Source organism: Methylobacterium sp. HJ2 (assembly GCF_056431005.1).
Genome location: NZ_JBWJYM010000002.1, coordinates 783,981 through 799,705, shown reverse-complemented (window position 1 = coordinate 799,705; position 15,725 = coordinate 783,981). Strand labels below are relative to the sequence as shown.

Sequence of the window (15,725 nt, the reverse complement as noted above, 5' to 3'; positions counted from 1 at the left end):
AGGAGGACGACGGCCTCTATGGGGGCGCGGGCGAACTCGCCCGTGAAACAGTCCCGTTCGCCCCCCGGCGGGTCGAAGCCGAAGGCCGAACGCCTGCTTTGGAGAGGCTCCACCGCGAGAGCGGACGGCCCCTCTTCCCAGTGAACGCGTCGGGCCCCGAAGGAAGCGCACAGGTCTCGGCCATCCGGATACGGCGATTCGCGAACGCGGTTCCGACGGCCCGGTTGCCCCGGCCGCAAATGGATTGTCCTTTTCCCGCACCAACGGGCTCTCGGCACCACGGGTCTCCGGAAGCCCGGCCGGGTGGGCGCCCGCAGGCGGTCCTCGGATTCCCGCGACGCGACCAGGATCAGCCTCGCCTCGGCTCCGATGCAGGGGGCCGGATCAGGATCAACCCACAGACCCCCGCCAGTGCCGCGGCGGCGGCACCGGCCAGGGCCGCGGCATGCGCACGCGCCAGGAGCGCCTCCCGCGTGCCCTGTTCGACGAAGACGAATCCGAGGAGGGCGGTCGCGATCAACCCGCCGATGCGCGCCACGGCGCTGTTGAAGCCCGACGCCGCGCCGACATGGTCGGCATCGACCGAGGCCATCACCGTCGTCGTGAGCGGCGCGACGCAGACGGCCATCCCGACCGCCACCACGAGGGTCGCGGGCAGCACCTCGGTCCAATACGAGCCATCCCCCGCGCCGATGCGCGTGTAGAGGGCCAGACCGAAGCCGACGATCATCGCGCCCAGCCCGAGCGGCAGGCGCCCCCCGACCTTCGCGGCGATCCTGCCCATGACGCGCGAGCCGAGCCCGATCAGGATCGGCACCGGGAGCATGGCGGCACCTGCCGCGACCGGGGCGTAGCCTTCGGCCCGGATGAGCACGAACGGCAGGAGCACGAGCAGGCCGCCGAGTGCGGCGTACAGGAAGAAGGTCAGCAGCGTCACGCCGACGAAGCTCGGATCGCGCATCAGGAACAGCGGCATCAGGGCGTCGCGACCGCGCCGGACCTCTGCCCAGCCGAAGCCTGCCAGCAGGGCGAGGCCACCGAGGCCGGAGGCGGCGACCCAGCCGGTGGCGCTGTCCGGCGTCGCGGCGGCCGTGAGCGCGAAGGTCAGCGCCCCCAGCGCGGCCGTGATGAGGAACGCGCCCGGCGTATCGAGCCGGGCGCCTGGCCGGGTGCTGCGGCTCTCGGGGACGTAGCGCCAAGCGAGCCAAATCGCTGCGGCGCCGATCGGAAGATTGAGCAGGAAGATGCTGCGCCAGCCGGCCGCTTCGACCAGCCATCCGCCGAGCACCGGCCCGACCGCCGCGGCGAGCGCGCCGACCCCGGCCCAGGTGCCGATGGCCTGACCCTTGGCTTCGCCCTCGAAACCGGCACCGAGCAGGGCCAAGCTGTTGGGCATGAGCAGCGCCGCGCCGACGCCCTGCACGGCCCGGCCGGCGAGGATCGCCGCGAGCGACGGCGCGAGCGCACAGGCGAGCGAGGCTGCGAGGAAGAGGCCGACGCCAGCCAGGAACACGAGCCGGCGTCCGTAGCGGTCGCCGAGCGCGCCGCCGAGCAGGATCAAGGCCGACAGCGTCAGCAGGTAGGCGTTGACGAGCCACGCCAACCCTTCGGCGCCGGCGCCCAGGGCCTGGTCGAGGGCGGGCAGCGCCACGTTCATCACCGAGCCGTCGATGAACGCGAGGCTCGATCCCAGGATCGCGGCGGCGAGCGTCGCGGTCGGGTGACGGCAGGGCTTCGCCTGCGCCACCCGCGCCGCAATCAGGTCGCAGGGCGCGAGGGCTGGCGAACTCACGACCTGCGGCCTCCCGGTTGCGCGAAGCGTGTCACCTCTGATCTCGGCTCAGCCATGACACGCTCCGGGCCATCCGCTTACCCCCACCGGCGCACGCATGGCCATCCGGGGCACGCAACTCTCAGACCTATCCCCGCGCGAACCGGGCGGCGACCGCCGAGGTCCGGTGACGGCTCCGTCGAGGCCTGTCGCCATCGCCGACCGTCACTGGCCGCGCCTGGGGTTGAAGCTTTGACCGGGGCGGACCTCGCTTTCCGGGAACGGCCGCGCCTCGTTCGTCCTGGAACTCCGATGCGCGCGGGTGTCCTGCACCGGCGCGCGGCAGGACCAACCCCGCTATCGGGCTCGGTGGCAGGTCGAGAGCGCGTTGGAATGCGCAGATTGCCACCATGGGCCGAACACGGTCGGGCAAAGACATGCGCGCATTCATCGCTTTTGAGCGGCTTCTACAGGCGAAGTAAGCGCCAGTTAGGGATGGGCTTTAACCGCCCAAACGTCTTTCTATAGTAGACATCGGACGACGTTCGATCTCTCGTTGTCAATCCGTGGCGCGTCCGTTCATGGCCCTCGACCTCAGCATGTCAATCGTCGTCGCCGACGATGACCGGACGATGATCCGCCTCATCCGCAACCTCCTGACGCGGCTCGGCGTCGACGCCGCCTCGGACGGGTCCGCCGGCCCGGCGCGCCTGAAGACCCGCAGGTGTGAGGTCCAGCGGCAACCGCGGACGAGATGATGCACCCGTCCATCTGTTCTTGGATGCCGTGGCGACGGCACGTTATCTCCAGAATCTCCAGAGAACGCCATGCGTGAGAATAGACGAGAGGAACGCCTGCAGGCGAGCGTCCGCGCGCGCATCCTCATTCCGATGAGCGAGCCGATCCAGTGCCGTATCCTGGATGTGTCCTGGCGCGGCGCGCGCTTGAGTGTGCCGAGCGTGCTGGGCATCCCCGACCGCTTCGATCTCGTCGTGAGCGAAACCCAGAACCTGTCCCCGGTGCAGGTCGTCTGGCGAAAGCCGAACGAGCTCGGGGTGGAGTACCTCTGACGCTCCGTCCGGGCGAGCGCATCGCCCTCACGGATGACAAAGGCGCCGTTGCCGGACGACCGGCCCGCGTTTCGCGGGACTGCCCAGCTCAGGGCGCCTGCCGGTCCCGGCATGCGGTGCCATCCGACGATCGCCGCCATGGCGACCCGAGCGGCCTTGCAATCTCAGCCCTGCGGATCGCGTGCGTCCCGGCTGCATTGGCGGCGCAGAGCCCGGAATGACGTCTTTCATTTTATTCCAAGCTGAAACCGTGTGTGACGATTAAGCCTGCGTTCAAGGCTCTGGGGTATCTCACGTCGGTGCAGGCGGTCGTGATGCGGGTGGCCGCGTCCGCGGAGGCGCAGAACGCGGTCACCAGCGAGATCTCGGCAAGCATGCGCTCGGCGTCCGACAGCGTATCGGCGATCAACCGCGGCTTGCAGGCTCCGACGGCCTGACGCCCTCCCCCTGGGCGGGCCTCGACCCCGACTCCCTGCTGGCACGATGAGCGGTCAGCCGGCCACCCTTCCGGTACCGGACTGAACACGAGGACCGTGCTGTGGGCCGTTGCGAGAACCCGTCCGGAGGTCCGACCGCCGCGCCTGAGAGGGTATGCACCCCTCCGCCGCGACCGGGATCTGGCCAAGCCGCCGTCACCCCCTCCTGCGAGGCACGGGCAGCCTAGATTTTACCCGGTCTTATCGAACCCTGTCCTACCAACAACGCCACGAGGGACCCTGCTCATGGCACGCGCGCGACTGACATCCTGGGGACAGGGTGAGCTCTACGAGACGCTCTGCCTGCTGGTGATTGGCGCCGGCTGCTGCTTGCTCGGAAACGTCCTGGGCGCCTTCGAGGTCGCGAACGCCTTCATCCTCAGCCACGGACTGCTCGACCTTGTCATGCTCGCCAACTGCATGGGGTTCGCCCTGTTCGGCGCCAGCATCCGCAAGTCGCTGATCCTGCGCCGGACCATGCTCGAACGCGATGCGGCAGCAAAACAGGCCGAGGCCAGCGCCCGCCACGATGCGCTGACCGGCTTGGCCAACCGCCGCCTGTTCGTCGAGGCCGTGACCAAACTGCGCAGCCCCGTCGACCCTCGGGAGCGCGCGGCCGTGCTGCTGATCGATCTCGACCGCTTCAAGCCGGTCAACGACATCTATGGACATGCTGCCGGCAACGCCGTGCTCTGTGCGGTCGCCGAGCGCTTGCGACACCTGACGCCCGCGCACGGGATCGTGGCGCGTCTGGGCGGCGACGAATTCGCGGTGCTGGTCAGCTTCACCGGCAGCAGCGAATGGCTGAAGCGCCTGGCGCAGCAGGCCATCACCAGCCTGTCCGCCCCGATCCCCTGGAACGGCAGCGAGGTGAAGGTGGGCGCCACCATCGGCATCGCGCTGGTCTCCTGCGAGAGCGCGGATGCGGATGCGCTCCTGCACGCGGCCGATCTGGCGATGTATCAGGGCAAGCGCGAGGGACGCGGCATCTTCCGGGTGTTCGAGGAAGCCATGGATACCGAGTTGCGCGAGCGCGCCGCCCTCGAAACCGAATTGCGGGAGGCGATTCTGAAGGGCGAGATCGAACCCTTCTATCAGCCGGTCGTCACGTTGCCGGAGCGCGACTGCGTCGGCCTGGAGGTGCTGGCGCGCTGGCGCCATCCCACCCGCGGCCTGCTCAGCCCCGACCAGTTCATCTCGGTGGCCGAGGAGACCGGCATGATCGCCGATCTCAGCTACCACCTGCTGCGCCAGGCCTGCCAGGATGCCCTGCACTGGCCCTCGCACCTGCAGATCGCCATCAACATCGCGCCCCAGCAGTTCCAGGACCGCAGCTTGGCGCAACGCATCCTCGCGATCCTGGCCGAGACCGGCTTCGCCCCGTCGCGCCTCGAGGTCGAGATCACCGAGAGCGCCCTGGTTCAGGATCTGGAGGCGGCCCGAACGACGCTGACCTCCCTGCAGAACCTCGGCGTGCGCATCGCGCTCGACGATTTCGGCACTGGCTACTCGAGCCTCTACCACCTGCGCGAGCTGAAGTTCGACAAGCTGAAGATCGACCGCTCCTACGTCGACACCATCACCATGAGCGACGAGCGCGCCAAGCTCGTCGACGCGATCATCAAGCTCGGCCTGAGCCTCGGGCTCGTGACCACCGCCGAGGGCATCGAGACGGATGCCAGCGTGGACTGGCTCTCGGGCCAGGGCTGCGATTTCGGCCAGGGCTACCTGTTCGGCAAGCCGATGCCGCGGGAGGATGTCAACCAGATGCTGCGGTCGGGTATCGGCGGAGCCTTGCGGCTCGGCGGCCCGGAGGGTTCGGCGCAGGCCGCGCGACACGTGCCGCAGACGGCGATCGTCCGTTGCGGCGTGGAGAGAGCCGCGGCCTGATGCCAAGGCGTGAGGCGCGTCAGCCGGCATTTCGCGACGCGTAGGCCCTGGGCAGCCGATCTGGGCACGGCGCGCCGGTTGCCGGTGGACCGCCTGTCCGAATACCCGGCGCTCGTCTCACGCGCTGGGCCAACGGTCGGATGGCTCAGACCAGGGTGAGCACGGCCGCGATCATCGCCACCCCGATCGCGAGCCAGGCCGCGTAATCGCCGATCAAACCGCTATGCAGGATCTCGAGGGCGCGCGTCGGCGCCGATTGCGTGGCGCTGATCGGGCCGACGATGAGCCGCGGCAGCACCTGCCGGAACAGGCCATAGCCGGCACCGGCCACGGCCAGCGCCACGGAGACCCAGGGCTGCCATGACGGCCCCTCGACCGGCGCCACCATGGCGGATCGATGCATGAAGGCCGAGGCCGCCCGCGGGATCGCATCGGCGACCCGGCTTGCCGGCAAGCCGACATCGAGGGCCAGCAGCACGCAGCACGGCGCCAGCATCAGCCAGAGCGGGCGGTTGGCCTTCTCGCGCTCGTCCTCGCTCGGCGCCCCGGCCTCGTCGCCGGGATCGGGCCCGAGGCCGAGGAAGATCCGGCCCGCCGCCCGCAGCACCGCCGCGCCCGTGAGCCCCGCACCGATGGCGCCCGCGGCGAGCGCGATCCCGTGCCCCTGCTGCGACAGCGCGCCCTGGACGAGGCGGGTGCCCTGATCGAGCACGCCGATTGGCAGGCCGCACAGCAGGAGTCCGGCCAGGGCCATCGCGACCCCGGCCGGCTCGATCCCGCGTCCGAGGCCCCGCAGGGCGATCTCGTCGATGCTGGCCCGGGTGGCCAGCAGGATGCCGGCGACCATGAACAGCGCGCCCTTCACCAAGCCGTGGCCCACGACGTAGACGAGCATCCCGCCCGTGCCGGCCGGCGAGAGCGCCCCGAGGGCGGTGAGCATGATCCCGGCATGCGAGATCGTCGAGAAGGCGAGCATCCGCTTCAGGTGGCGCTGCAGCAGGGCCATCCAGCCGCCGAGGACGGCGGTGACGCTGCCGAGACCCGTGAGAAGAGCCGGGAGCGCGTGCTGGACCTGCTCGGAGCCGGCGAAGACGACGGCGCTCACCTTCGCGAGGCCGAAGAGCCCCAGGGACACCATCGCGCCGGAGAAGATCACCGAGACCGGGCTCGGCGCCACCGCGTGGGCGTCCGCGAGCCAGAACTGGAACGGCACGATGGCGCCCTTGATCATCAGCGCCGCCGCCACGAGGCAGAAGGCGCCTGCCACCACCGGGTCGCGGCCGCCCCGCGCCACCGCCGCCGCGATGCCTTCGAAGTCGAGGGTGCCGGTCTGAGCGTAGATCAGCCCGATGCCGCCGAGCATCAGGAAGCCGGCGAGGCTGTTGATCACCGTGAAGTTGATCGCGCCCGCGAGGGCGGATTTCTCCAAGTGGTAGGCGGTGAGCGCGAAGGCGGCGACGCTCATCACCTCGAACCACACGAACAGGTTGAACATGTCGCGGGTGAAGCAGAATCCGACCATGGCGGCCAGGAACAGCAGCATCAGGATATGGAAATGTCCGTGCGTCCGGCCGAAGAACCCCCAGGCGAAGACGAAGGTGAGCGCGTAGAGCAGGCCGATGAAGGCCGCGACCCAGGCGCTCGCCGCGTCCACCCCGAAGCCGATCCCGAGATGGACGCCGTCGCGCGGCTCCCAGCCGCCGAACCAGTAGACCAGCGGCCCGTCTGCGGCGTGCACCGCGATCACCCCCGACAGGATCGCGACCCCGAGCGCGGCGAGTGTCGCCAGGATGTCGGGCAGGCGGCCCGGCAGCCGGTGGGCGGTCGCCAGCATCGCCGCGCAGAACACCAGCGGGATGGCGACCGGCAAGGGAAGGAGTGCGGCGGGGCCGAGCGTCACGAGGCCGCCCGCCCGCCGTCGTCCCGGCGATCCGGCCCCTTCGCGCGGCCGGCCCCCTTCCCGGCGCGCATCGGGCGGAGCTTCTCCGGGTCGAGGCTGCCGCTGCGCTTGTACACCTGGATCGTCAGCACCAGGAGCAGGGCGGTCAGGGTCGCGCCGACCACGATGTCGGTGAGAACCAGCGCCTGCATCACCGGGTCGACGGCGGGCGTCCCCGGCGGGTGGTCGTAGAAGATCGGCGCGATGCTGCCCCAGCGGTAGCCGAGGCCGAGCAGCAGCACGTAGGTCGCCGACTGGCAGACCCCGAGGCAGCCGACGAGGTGGATGAAGTTCCGGCTCGTGGCGATGCCGTAGAGGCCCGCGCCGAACAGCCACGCGGCGACCGCGTAGGGCAGGATGCTCGAGACCGCGCTCACGCCGATTCCTCCCCGGGCTCGTCGGGCTCGTGCGCCGCGCGGGTCTCTTCCATGAATTCGAGGAAGAGCTGGGTGAAGCCGCCCGCGACCGCCAGGGCGACGCCGAGATTCTCCACGAGCATCAGGCCGCCCGACATCAGGTCGCGGAAGGTGCCGAGCGGCAGGACGTTCTGCAGGAAGGCGTCGCCGGCCAGCATCGGCGCCAGCCCGCACAGGGCGAAGAGCAGGGCGCCCCCGCCTTCCAGCCCGTCGAGCCAGTGGCTGCGCACCGCGTCGCGCCAGCCGGCATAGCCCTCGCCGAGGTAGATCAGCAGCGTCGCCGAGGCGAGGATCACGCCGCCCTGGAAGCCTCCGCCGGGGGTCACGGTCGCGTGCAGCACCACGTACAGGCCGAACAGGGCCGTGAGCGGGCCCGCGATCCGGCAGACCAGCACCACGGCCTCGGAGCGCGGGATCACCGGGCGTCCGGGCCGGCGCATGGCATGCTCGGTGTTGCCCTCGCCGCGGCGGCCGCGCAGCAGCACCACCGTGCCGGTGATCGCGGCGAGCAGCATGAACTCCTCGCCCAGGGTGTCGAGGCCGCGCAGGTCGAAGTTGATCGCGCTGACCATGTTGGCGACGTGCCGCGCCTCGGGCACGATCGCGTTGATGCGCTCGCCGTACAGGGCGATCGTGGCGCCGAAGGGCGGCAATCCGGCGATCACCGCCGCGGCACCCGGGAGCAGGATCACGCCGGCCAGGGCGAGCAGCGCGACGCGCAGGCGCGCGGTCACGATTCCTCCTCCGGCGGTTGGTTGCGCACGGCCATGAGCGCCACGAGGAAGAGGAGCGGCACCGCCGCGGAGCCGACCGCCAGTTCCGACAGGGCGACGTCCGGAGCCTGGAGGGCGTCGAACAGGATCGTCAGGACGAGCCCGTTGGCTGCGATGGCGAAGACCTGCCGGGCGGGATCCCGGACCAGCACCACGGCGGTTCCCGAGACGGCGGTGAGCAGGAAGAGCAGGGGCAGGATGACGCTCATGCCGAGCGGCCCTCGCGCATCAGCACAGCCCGGCCGGACACGTGCGACAGCACCGCCGCCCACGCAAGGAAGACGACCATCATCAGCAGGATCTTCACCGATCGCCCGGAGACGCCGTCGGCCAGGAAGGCCACCGCCGTGACGAGGACGGAGGTCGTGACGTTGAGGAAGGCGAGCACGTGCAGCCGATCGAGGGCACGCGGCAGGCGCCAGAGGGCGAGGGCCGCGAGCCAGGTGATGGCCACGGCGAGGCCGAGCAGGAGGCCGATCGCGACGCTCATATCCAACGCTCCAGGAAGACCGCGAGGAGCATCGTGCCCGGCAGGTTGAGGAGCACGAACGAAAGGGCGAGATCGGTGATCGACGCTTGGTCCGTGGCGAAGGCCAGCAGCGTCAGGATCAGCACCGTGACGCTGCCGGCGAGCTGGTAGGCGGCGAAGCGCCGGCCGGGACTGCCGCGCCACGCCAGCGCCACCGCGAGGGCAAGAGGCGGCAGCAGCGCCAGGATGGCGACCGTCCAGAGATTCATGGCGCCTCGCTTCCCAGGGCATGCGTCGTCACCGTCCCGTGCGCGCGGTCGAGGGTCAGCACGAAGCTGTCCGGAGCCAGCGACGCGGCGAGCAGGCCGACGGCTCGTGCGGCCGGGGCCGCCGGTCCGTCCGGCGTCGCCCAATCCACATCGGCCGCGCTCCGCGTGCAGATCCATCCGCCCGCGCCGCGCGTGCGTATGATCTCGACGAGGTGTCGGCCCGCTCGGGCAGTCTGGCAGGGCAGGTCGCGGAGCGCCGCTCCAAGGGGCCGCAGCACGGCTCGGTCGAATCGGAAGCGCACGCCGCCACGGCCTCCCACCCACCACCACCATGCCGTACCGAGCGTGGCGCAGACGATCGCGGCCAAGCCCTCGGTCACGCTCACCGTGCCGGCGAAGACCAGGTAGGTCAGGGCGAGGGTGATCCAGATTGCCACGGCGTCGCGCGTCAATCGCACCCTGATGCTGCTGATCGGTCCTGCCCGCATCGATCCTGACCGAGGCGCGCCGCAAGAAGCGTGGCCACGCACCTGACTCGGCACAAACGTAGCGTCGCCGAAGCCGTTCCCGGACCTTGGTGGCACGGCTGTGTGCAGGAGCGTCGGGCCGCACGCGAATCGCCGTCTTCCCCTGCCCTCACCGCCCGAGTTGTCAGGCCTGAAACCAGCGGGCCGAAGATGATCCACCCGACAGCGACCTTCCTCCGGAATGCTATGTGGCCATGGGAGACGCTGGGGCGCCACCGGTGTCGGGCGGACACCGATAGCCGAGACCGCCCCCGACGATGTGGGCGTCGGCCGCGTTCCGACGCCCTGGTTCAGCGAAGACCGCGCCCTTGCGACAGCGTCGCCCGTGGTCTCATGCGCGCCCTGCGCATCGCGCCGCGCGGGATGCCGTCACCGCACCGCTGGACGTTTTCGGTCTCAGCGATTGCTCGGCAGCCCTGTCATTTTTCAATCGATGTCCAGGGATCACAAGGTCATGAACCCAGGACGGAACAGGGCTGCCTGCCGGTGATCCGGCAACACATCCGCGCCGTCGAACCGCTGCAAAGACCCATGCTTCAGAGCAGGCCCAGGTCATCGGTTCACTGGAGATCGGCTCACTGGAGATTCACGAATAGGCCGCCGTCAACCAATAGGGCGGATCCGGTGCAGTAGCCGGACAGATCATCCGACGCGAAGAACACGACCGGCCCGCCGAGATCTTCGGGTCGGCCGAGTCGGCCGAGAGGAATCCTGGTTTCCATATATTGTCGCTTGGTCGGGTCAGCGAGGTCCTCGCGGTTGATCGCGGTCTCGATCGTGCCGGGCAGGAGCGCGTTGCATCGGATGCCGTGGCGGCCGAGAGCGACGGCCGCGGACTGCATCAGGCTGAGCACGCCCGCTTTGGTCGGCGTGTAATGCGTCTGCATGGCGCCGCCCACGAGTGCGCTGATCGAGCTGACGGCGATGATCGAACCGCCGCCACCCTGGCTTACCATCTGCCTGGCGGCGGCCTGCACCATGTAGAAGGCTCCGTGCAGGTTGACCTGCTGGACGCGGGTGAAGAGATCGACGGGCATGTCAAGGAAGCTATGAAAGGGGCAGATCCCCGCATTGCTGACGAAAACATCGACGCGGCCGAATGCCTCCGTGGCGGCGCGCACGAAGCGCTCCGCCTCGGCAGGGTCGGAGACGTCGCCGCGAACCGGCAACGCCCGGCGGCCCATCCGCTCGATGGCGGCGGCCACGTCGCAGGCCTCGGCGTCCGCCCCGTGGTAGTGGATCGCCACGTCTGCGCCCTGGCGGGCGCAGGCCATCGCAGCCGCCGCGCCGATCCCCTGCGACGCGCCGGTGATCAGGACGGTCTTTCCTTCCAACAGCATCTCGATGTCCTGTCTGTGAGGGGGCCGGCGCTTGCTAGGCAGACGCCGGCTCGGTCCAGCCTGCCTCCAGGCTGATTCGTCGGGCGGTCTCGCGCACATCGGCGGCGAGCGCGCTCATCCGGGCGTCGTCCATGTACTGGGCCGCGCTCGACACGCTGATCGCCGCCACGATCATGCGCCGCGCGTCGCGGATCGGCGCGGCGACGCAGCGGATCCTGTCCTCGTTCTCTTCGAGATCGTAGGCGCAGCCGGCAGACGCGTAGGCACGCATCCGTTCGATCCACGTCTCGATCCCGATCCCCTTCGGCCCGCCGAGGGCGTCCTCGGCGCGGTAGAAGGCGCGCAGATCCGCCTCGCCGTGATCGAGCAGGAGGGCCTTTCCGAGGCCCGTCGACCGCAGCGGATGCCGTTCGCCGACCGTCGAGTGCACGGTGACCCGTCGGCTGCCCGGCACCTTGTCGAGGTAGAGCGCCCGCGTCCCGTCGAGCACGCCGAGATGGACGGTGTCTTCCGTCCGGGCGGCCAGATCCTCGAGATGGGGCCGTGCGATGCGCGGCAGTTCCATCTGCTGCTGGGCCGCATGGCCGAGCGCCAGAAGCTTCGGGCCGAGGCTGTAGCCCTCGCGCGGCGTCAAGGCGAGGAAGCGCTGCTCCACCAGGGCGGCGGCGAGCCGGTGGGTCGTGCTCCGCGTGAGCCCGAGCGCATCCGACAGCTGGGCGAGGGAGCGCGGCCCCGCCGCGACGGCGGAGAGCAGTTCCAGCCCGCGGATCAGGGTCTGAGCGCCGCTGGGACTCCGCGCTGCGCTGTCATCCTCACCGGTTGACGTACTATTTTTCATCATCTAGAAATCCATCCCACATGTTGAAGGGCGCAACAAGCGCCCCGGCATGAAAATGCACTCCCGGCTGATGGACGATCGGCTTGGTCGTGCAAGTTGTGCCAGGGCAACGGTACAACTTCCGAATTATAATCTCAACATGTGGGATCCATGAAACTCCCAAGGATCAAGCAGGTTCGCGCCTTCACGGCGCGCGGCGGGGGCGCGGACTATCACGATCAGTCCGCCGGCCACTGGATCGACGATCACATCGCGACCCCGATGGCGCGCTATCCGGAATACCGTCAGAGCCGGCGCAGCTTCGGCATCAACGTCCTGGGCACCCTCGTGGTCGAGATCGAGGCCGAGGACGGCACGGTCGGCTTCGCGGTGACCACCGGTGGGGAGCCAGCCGCCTACATCGTCGAGCGCCACCTCGCCCGCTTCCTCGAAGGGCGGGACCCGACCGAGGTCGAGAAGATCTGGGACCAGATGTACTTCTCGACCCAGTATTACGGTCGCAAGGGTCTGGTCGTGAACGCTATTTCCGGGATCGACCTCGCGCTCTGGGACCTTCTCGGCAAGCTGCGCGGCGAGCCGGTCTACCGGATGCTGGGCGGAGCCGTGCGGGACGAGCTGTGCTTCTACGCGACGGGTGCGCGTCCGGATGCCGCCAAGGCGCTCGGCTTCATCGGCGGCAAGATGCCCCTCCACCACGGCCCTGCGGAGGGCGAGGAGGGCCTGCGGAAGAACCTCGCCGAGCTCGCGGACATGCGCGAGAAGACCGGAGAGGACTTCTGGTTGATGCTCGATTGCTGGATGAGCCTCGATCTCGACTACGCGACCCGGCTCGCCTGCAAGGCACACGCATACGGTCTCAAGTGGATCGAGGAGGCGCTGAGCCCCGACGATTACTGGGGCTACGCGGCCCTGAAGGCCGCCGCGCCCAAGGGCATGCTGGTGACCACCGGCGAGCACGAGGCGACGCGCTGGGGTTTCCGGATGCTTCTGGAGATGGGCTGCTGCGACATCATCCAGCCGGATGTCGGCTGGTGCGGCGGCGTCACCGAGCTGATCAAGATCGCCAATCTCGCCGACAGTCGCGGGGCGCTCGTGATCCCGCACGGATCGAGCGTCTACAGTTACCATTTCGTGGCGACCCGGCATAACAGCCCCTTCGCCGAATTCCTGATGATGCATCCGACCGCCGACCAAGTCGTGCCGATGTTCCACCCGCAGCTGTTGGACGAGCCGGTGCCGGTCGAGGGCCGGCTCCCGGTCTCGGCGCTCGACAAGCCCGGGTTCGGCGTCTCGCTGAACCCGGCGGTTCCGCTGCACCGCCCCTATACCCACTGAGTGATCGTCCCATGAAGCTGTTGCGTCACGGTCCTCCGGGGGCCGAAAGCCCCGGTCTGCTCGACACCGCTGGTGTCGTGCGCGACCTCTCCGGCCACATCGCCGACATCGACCCCGCCGCCCTCACGCCCGAGGGGCTCGCGCGCCTGCGCGCTCTGAACCCGGCGGAGCTGCCGCGCGTCGCGGGACCCGTGCGCTACGGCCCCCCCGTGACCGGGACCCGCAAGTTCCTGGCGATCGGGCTGAACTTCGCCGACCATGCCCGGGAGGCGAACCTGCCGATCCCGACCGAGCCGATCTTCTTCACCAAGGCGATCAGCTGCATCCAGGGTCCGGACGATCCGGTGATGCTGCCGCGCGACGCGCGCAAGCTCGACTGGGAGGTCGAGCTCGGTGTCGTGATCGGCACCACCGCGCGCTACGTCGCGGAGGAGGACGCCCTGAGCCATGTGGCAGGCTACGTCTGCGTCAACGACGTGTCGGAGCGCTACTTCCAGAAAGAGCTCGGCTCCCAGTGGGACAAGGGCAAGGGCTGCGACACGTTCGGGCCGATCGGCCCCTTTCTCGTGACCGCCGACGAGGTCGGCGACCCGCAGGACCTCGACATGTTCCTGGACGTCAACGGGCGCCGGATGCAGTCGGGCAGCACCCGCACGATGGTCTTCGGGGTCGCAGCGCTCGTGGCCTACGTGAGCCGCTTCGTCACCCTGGAGCCGGGCGACATCCTGACCACCGGCACGCCGCCCGGCGTCGGCGAGGGACAGCGGCCGGACCCGGTCTTCCTCAAGGCCGGCGACACGATCCATCTCGGCATCGCCGGTCTCGGGGAGCAGCGCCAGACGGTCGTCCCCTACCGCCACGCCCATGAGACCGCCTCCCATGACCGCTGAAACCGGGCGCTTCTCCGGCCGCACGGCCATCGTCACCGGCGGTGCCTCCGGCGCCGGGCGCGCGGTGGCCGAGCGCATCGTCGCCGAGGGCGGCCGCGTCGCCCTGTGGGATCGCAATCCCGAAGCGCTCGCGGCGGCGGAGGCCGCCTTCGCGGTCGCCCACACGGTGGCACTCGACATCGCCGATCCCGAGGCGGTCCCGGCGGCCGCGGCGGCCAGCGCCGCCGTCCTCGGGCGCCTCGATATCCTGGTCAACAGCGCCGGCATCACCGGTCCCACCGCCGCCCTGGAGGATTACCCGATCGACGGGTGGCGGACGGTGCTCGCGATCAACGTCGACGGCCTGTTCTACTGCTGCCGCGCGGCGATCCCCTTCATGAAGGCGAACGGCTACGGGCGGATCGTCAACCTCTCCTCGGTCGCCGGCAAGGAAGGCAACCCGAACGCCTCGGCCTATTCGACCTCCAAGGCGGCCGTGCTCGGCCTGACCAAGTCGCTCGGCAAGGAACTCGCCACGCAGGGCATCCTGGTCAACGCCGTGACGCCCGCGACCTTCCAGAGCCCGATCCTCGACCAGCTGCCTCAGAGCCAGATCGACTACATGCGGTCGCGGATTCCCATGGGCCGTCTCGGCGAAGTCGGCGAGGTGGCGGCCCTGGTCTGCTGGCTCGCCAGCACCGAGTGCAGCTTCTCCACGGGCGCGACCTTCGATCTGTCCGGCGGGCGGACCACGTACTGATGAGCGCCCGCCCGCCCTTCGTCGATGCCCATGTCCATCTGTGGGATCTCGACCGGATCGCCTATCCGTGGCTGAGGCCGCCCTTTCGCACCGACGGTGTGATGGGCAGCGTCGAGGAGATCGCGCGGACCTATCTGCTCGACGATTACCGCGCGGATGCCGACGCCTGGCGGGTGACGAAGATCGTCCATGTCGATGCCGGCGCGGCGCCGGACGCCGCTCTCGATGAGACGCTCTGGCTCCAGGGCCTCGCCGAGACCCGCGGCGCTCCCCATGCCATCGTCGCCTATGCCGGCCTCGACGCGCCGGATGTCGAGGCGCTGCTCGAGCGGCACGCCGCCTGCTCCGCCCTGCGCGGGATCCGCCAGATCCTCAATTGGCATCCGGACCCGGCCAAGACCTACCGGCCGCACGACCTCCTGCAGGATCCCGCCTTCGAGCGCGGCTACGGCGCGCTCGCCCGGCATGACCTGAGCTTCGACTGCCAGATCTATCCCGCCCAGATGGCCGATGCCGCGGCTCTCGCCGGCCGGCATCCCGCCGTCCCGCTGATCCTCAATCACGCGGGCATGCCGCTCGACCAGAGCGCGGAGGGGCTCGCGCTGTGGCGCTCCGGGCTCCGGCTCCTCGCCGAGCGGCCGAACGTGTCGGTCAAGCTCTCGGGCTTCGGGATCGTCGATCACCGCTGGACCGAACAGAGCATTCGTCCGCTCGTGCTGAGCGCGATCGAGATCTTCGGCACCGGGCGCTGCATGTTCGCCAGCGATTTTCCGACTGACCGGCTGTTCGGCTCGTTCGCCGCTCATCTCGACGCCTACGACGCTCTCACCCGCGACTTCAGCGCGGACGAGCGCCGGCAACTCTTCGAAACCAACGCCGAGCGGATCTACCGGATCTGACCGGCCTCGTCCGCCGGAGACCGACGACCTCGAAAAAACGGACCTCGCGAAGCGAGGCAGGGGCACCGGCCGAGATTCGGCCGG

General features: G+C 69.7%; 17 protein-coding genes and 1 pseudogene. 7 read left to right on the top strand and 11 right to left on the bottom strand.

From position 1 onward, the window contains the following. Positions 1–349 precede the first annotated feature (349 nt). Positions 350–1,792, bottom strand: coding sequence for an MFS transporter (locus ACS5RC_RS08400; protein ID WP_478343362.1), 1,443 nt, complete (start codon positions 1,790–1,792; stop codon positions 350–352). Positions 1,793–2,352: 560 nt separating this feature from the next. Here ACS5RC_RS08400 and ACS5RC_RS08395 point away from each other — a divergent pair. Continuing rightward, a pseudogene (locus ACS5RC_RS08395) lies at positions 2,353–2,496 on the top strand (two-component system response regulator); the annotation flags it as partial. 102 nt (positions 2,497–2,598) lie between these two features. Further along, positions 2,599–2,841, top strand: a complete 243-nt coding sequence (locus ACS5RC_RS08390; RefSeq protein ID WP_478343361.1) for a PilZ domain-containing protein — start codon at positions 2,599–2,601, stop codon at positions 2,839–2,841. A gap of 232 nt (positions 2,842–3,073) precedes the next feature. On the opposite strand, the gene ACS5RC_RS08385 is transcribed toward ACS5RC_RS08390, so the two are convergent. Next, the gene (locus tag ACS5RC_RS08385; RefSeq protein ID WP_478343360.1) at positions 3,074–3,250 is read right to left on the bottom strand and encodes a hypothetical protein; all 177 of its coding nucleotides are present in this window, start codon (positions 3,248–3,250) and stop codon (positions 3,074–3,076) included. A 313-nt stretch (positions 3,251–3,563) separates the two neighbouring features. On the opposite strand from ACS5RC_RS08385, the gene ACS5RC_RS08380 reads away from it, so the two are divergent. Further along, positions 3,564–5,207 carry a putative bifunctional diguanylate cyclase/phosphodiesterase gene (locus tag ACS5RC_RS08380; RefSeq protein ID WP_478343359.1) on the top strand — a complete coding sequence of 548 codons (1,644 nt, stop codon included), beginning with the start codon at positions 3,564–3,566 and terminating at the stop codon, positions 5,205–5,207. A 145-nt stretch (positions 5,208–5,352) separates the two neighbouring features. Here the strand turns inward: ACS5RC_RS08380 and ACS5RC_RS08375 are convergent, their stop codons facing one another. The 9 genes from ACS5RC_RS08375 to ACS5RC_RS08335 form a co-directional block, all read right to left on the bottom strand. Further along, positions 5,353–7,107 (bottom strand): complex I subunit 5 family protein, encoded by a 1,755-nt coding sequence (locus tag ACS5RC_RS08375; protein ID WP_478343358.1) that lies wholly within the window; start codon positions 7,105–7,107, stop codon positions 5,353–5,355. Beyond that, complete coding sequence (locus ACS5RC_RS08370) at positions 7,104–7,523, bottom strand: sodium:proton antiporter (protein ID WP_478343357.1); 420 nt, start codon at positions 7,521–7,523, stop codon at positions 7,104–7,106. The genes ACS5RC_RS08375 and ACS5RC_RS08370 overlap by 4 nt, the downstream gene beginning before the upstream one ends. After that, positions 7,520–8,296 carry an MnhB domain-containing protein gene (locus ACS5RC_RS08365; RefSeq protein ID WP_478343356.1) on the bottom strand — a complete coding sequence of 259 codons (777 nt, stop codon included), beginning with the start codon at positions 8,294–8,296 and terminating at the stop codon, positions 7,520–7,522. Before ACS5RC_RS08365 ends, ACS5RC_RS08370 begins: the two co-directional genes overlap by 4 nt. Continuing rightward, a complete protein-coding gene (locus ACS5RC_RS08360; protein ID WP_478343355.1) occupies positions 8,293–8,544 on the bottom strand; it encodes a Na(+)/H(+) antiporter subunit B in 252 nt (83 codons plus the stop codon). Before ACS5RC_RS08360 ends, ACS5RC_RS08365 begins: the two co-directional genes overlap by 4 nt. Further along, positions 8,541–8,825 (bottom strand): monovalent cation/H(+) antiporter subunit G, encoded by a 285-nt coding sequence (locus ACS5RC_RS08355; protein WP_478343354.1) that lies wholly within the window; start codon positions 8,823–8,825, stop codon positions 8,541–8,543. The genes ACS5RC_RS08360 and ACS5RC_RS08355 overlap by 4 nt, the downstream gene beginning before the upstream one ends. After that, positions 8,822–9,073 (bottom strand): monovalent cation/H+ antiporter complex subunit F, encoded by a 252-nt coding sequence (locus ACS5RC_RS08350; protein ID WP_478343353.1) that lies wholly within the window; start codon positions 9,071–9,073, stop codon positions 8,822–8,824. The genes ACS5RC_RS08355 and ACS5RC_RS08350 overlap by 4 nt, the downstream gene beginning before the upstream one ends. Beyond that, entirely contained in the window at positions 9,070–9,510 is a 441-nt protein-coding gene (locus tag ACS5RC_RS08345; RefSeq protein ID WP_478343352.1) for a hypothetical protein, read from the bottom strand. Before ACS5RC_RS08345 ends, ACS5RC_RS08350 begins: the two co-directional genes overlap by 4 nt. A gap of 665 nt (positions 9,511–10,175) precedes the next feature. Beyond that, positions 10,176–10,940: an SDR family NAD(P)-dependent oxidoreductase gene (locus tag ACS5RC_RS08340; protein WP_478343351.1), complete on the bottom strand. Its 765-nt coding sequence runs from the start codon at positions 10,938–10,940 to the stop codon at positions 10,176–10,178. Positions 10,941–10,974: 34 nt separating this feature from the next. Further along, complete coding sequence (locus ACS5RC_RS08335; RefSeq protein ID WP_478343350.1) at positions 10,975–11,781, bottom strand: IclR family transcriptional regulator; 807 nt, start codon at positions 11,779–11,781, stop codon at positions 10,975–10,977. A gap of 147 nt (positions 11,782–11,928) precedes the next feature. Here ACS5RC_RS08335 and rhmD point away from each other — a divergent pair, with 147 nt between their 5' ends. From rhmD to ACS5RC_RS08315, 4 genes are read left to right on the top strand one after another with little or no spacing between them, the layout of a single operon-like run. Next, entirely contained in the window at positions 11,929–13,113 is a 1,185-nt protein-coding gene (gene rhmD / locus ACS5RC_RS08330; protein WP_478343349.1) for an L-rhamnonate dehydratase, read from the top strand. Between the two features lie 11 nt (positions 13,114–13,124). Continuing rightward, on the top strand, positions 13,125–14,003 hold the full coding sequence (locus tag ACS5RC_RS08325) for a fumarylacetoacetate hydrolase family protein (protein ID WP_478343348.1): 879 nt from the start codon (positions 13,125–13,127) through the stop codon (positions 14,001–14,003). After that, positions 13,993–14,742 (top strand): SDR family NAD(P)-dependent oxidoreductase, encoded by a 750-nt coding sequence (locus ACS5RC_RS08320; RefSeq protein ID WP_478343347.1) that lies wholly within the window; start codon positions 13,993–13,995, stop codon positions 14,740–14,742. Before ACS5RC_RS08325 ends, ACS5RC_RS08320 begins: the two co-directional genes overlap by 11 nt. Next, entirely contained in the window at positions 14,742–15,641 is a 900-nt protein-coding gene (locus ACS5RC_RS08315; protein ID WP_478343346.1) for an amidohydrolase family protein, read from the top strand. Before ACS5RC_RS08320 ends, ACS5RC_RS08315 begins: the two co-directional genes overlap by 1 nt. Positions 15,642–15,725: the final 84 nt, after the last annotated feature.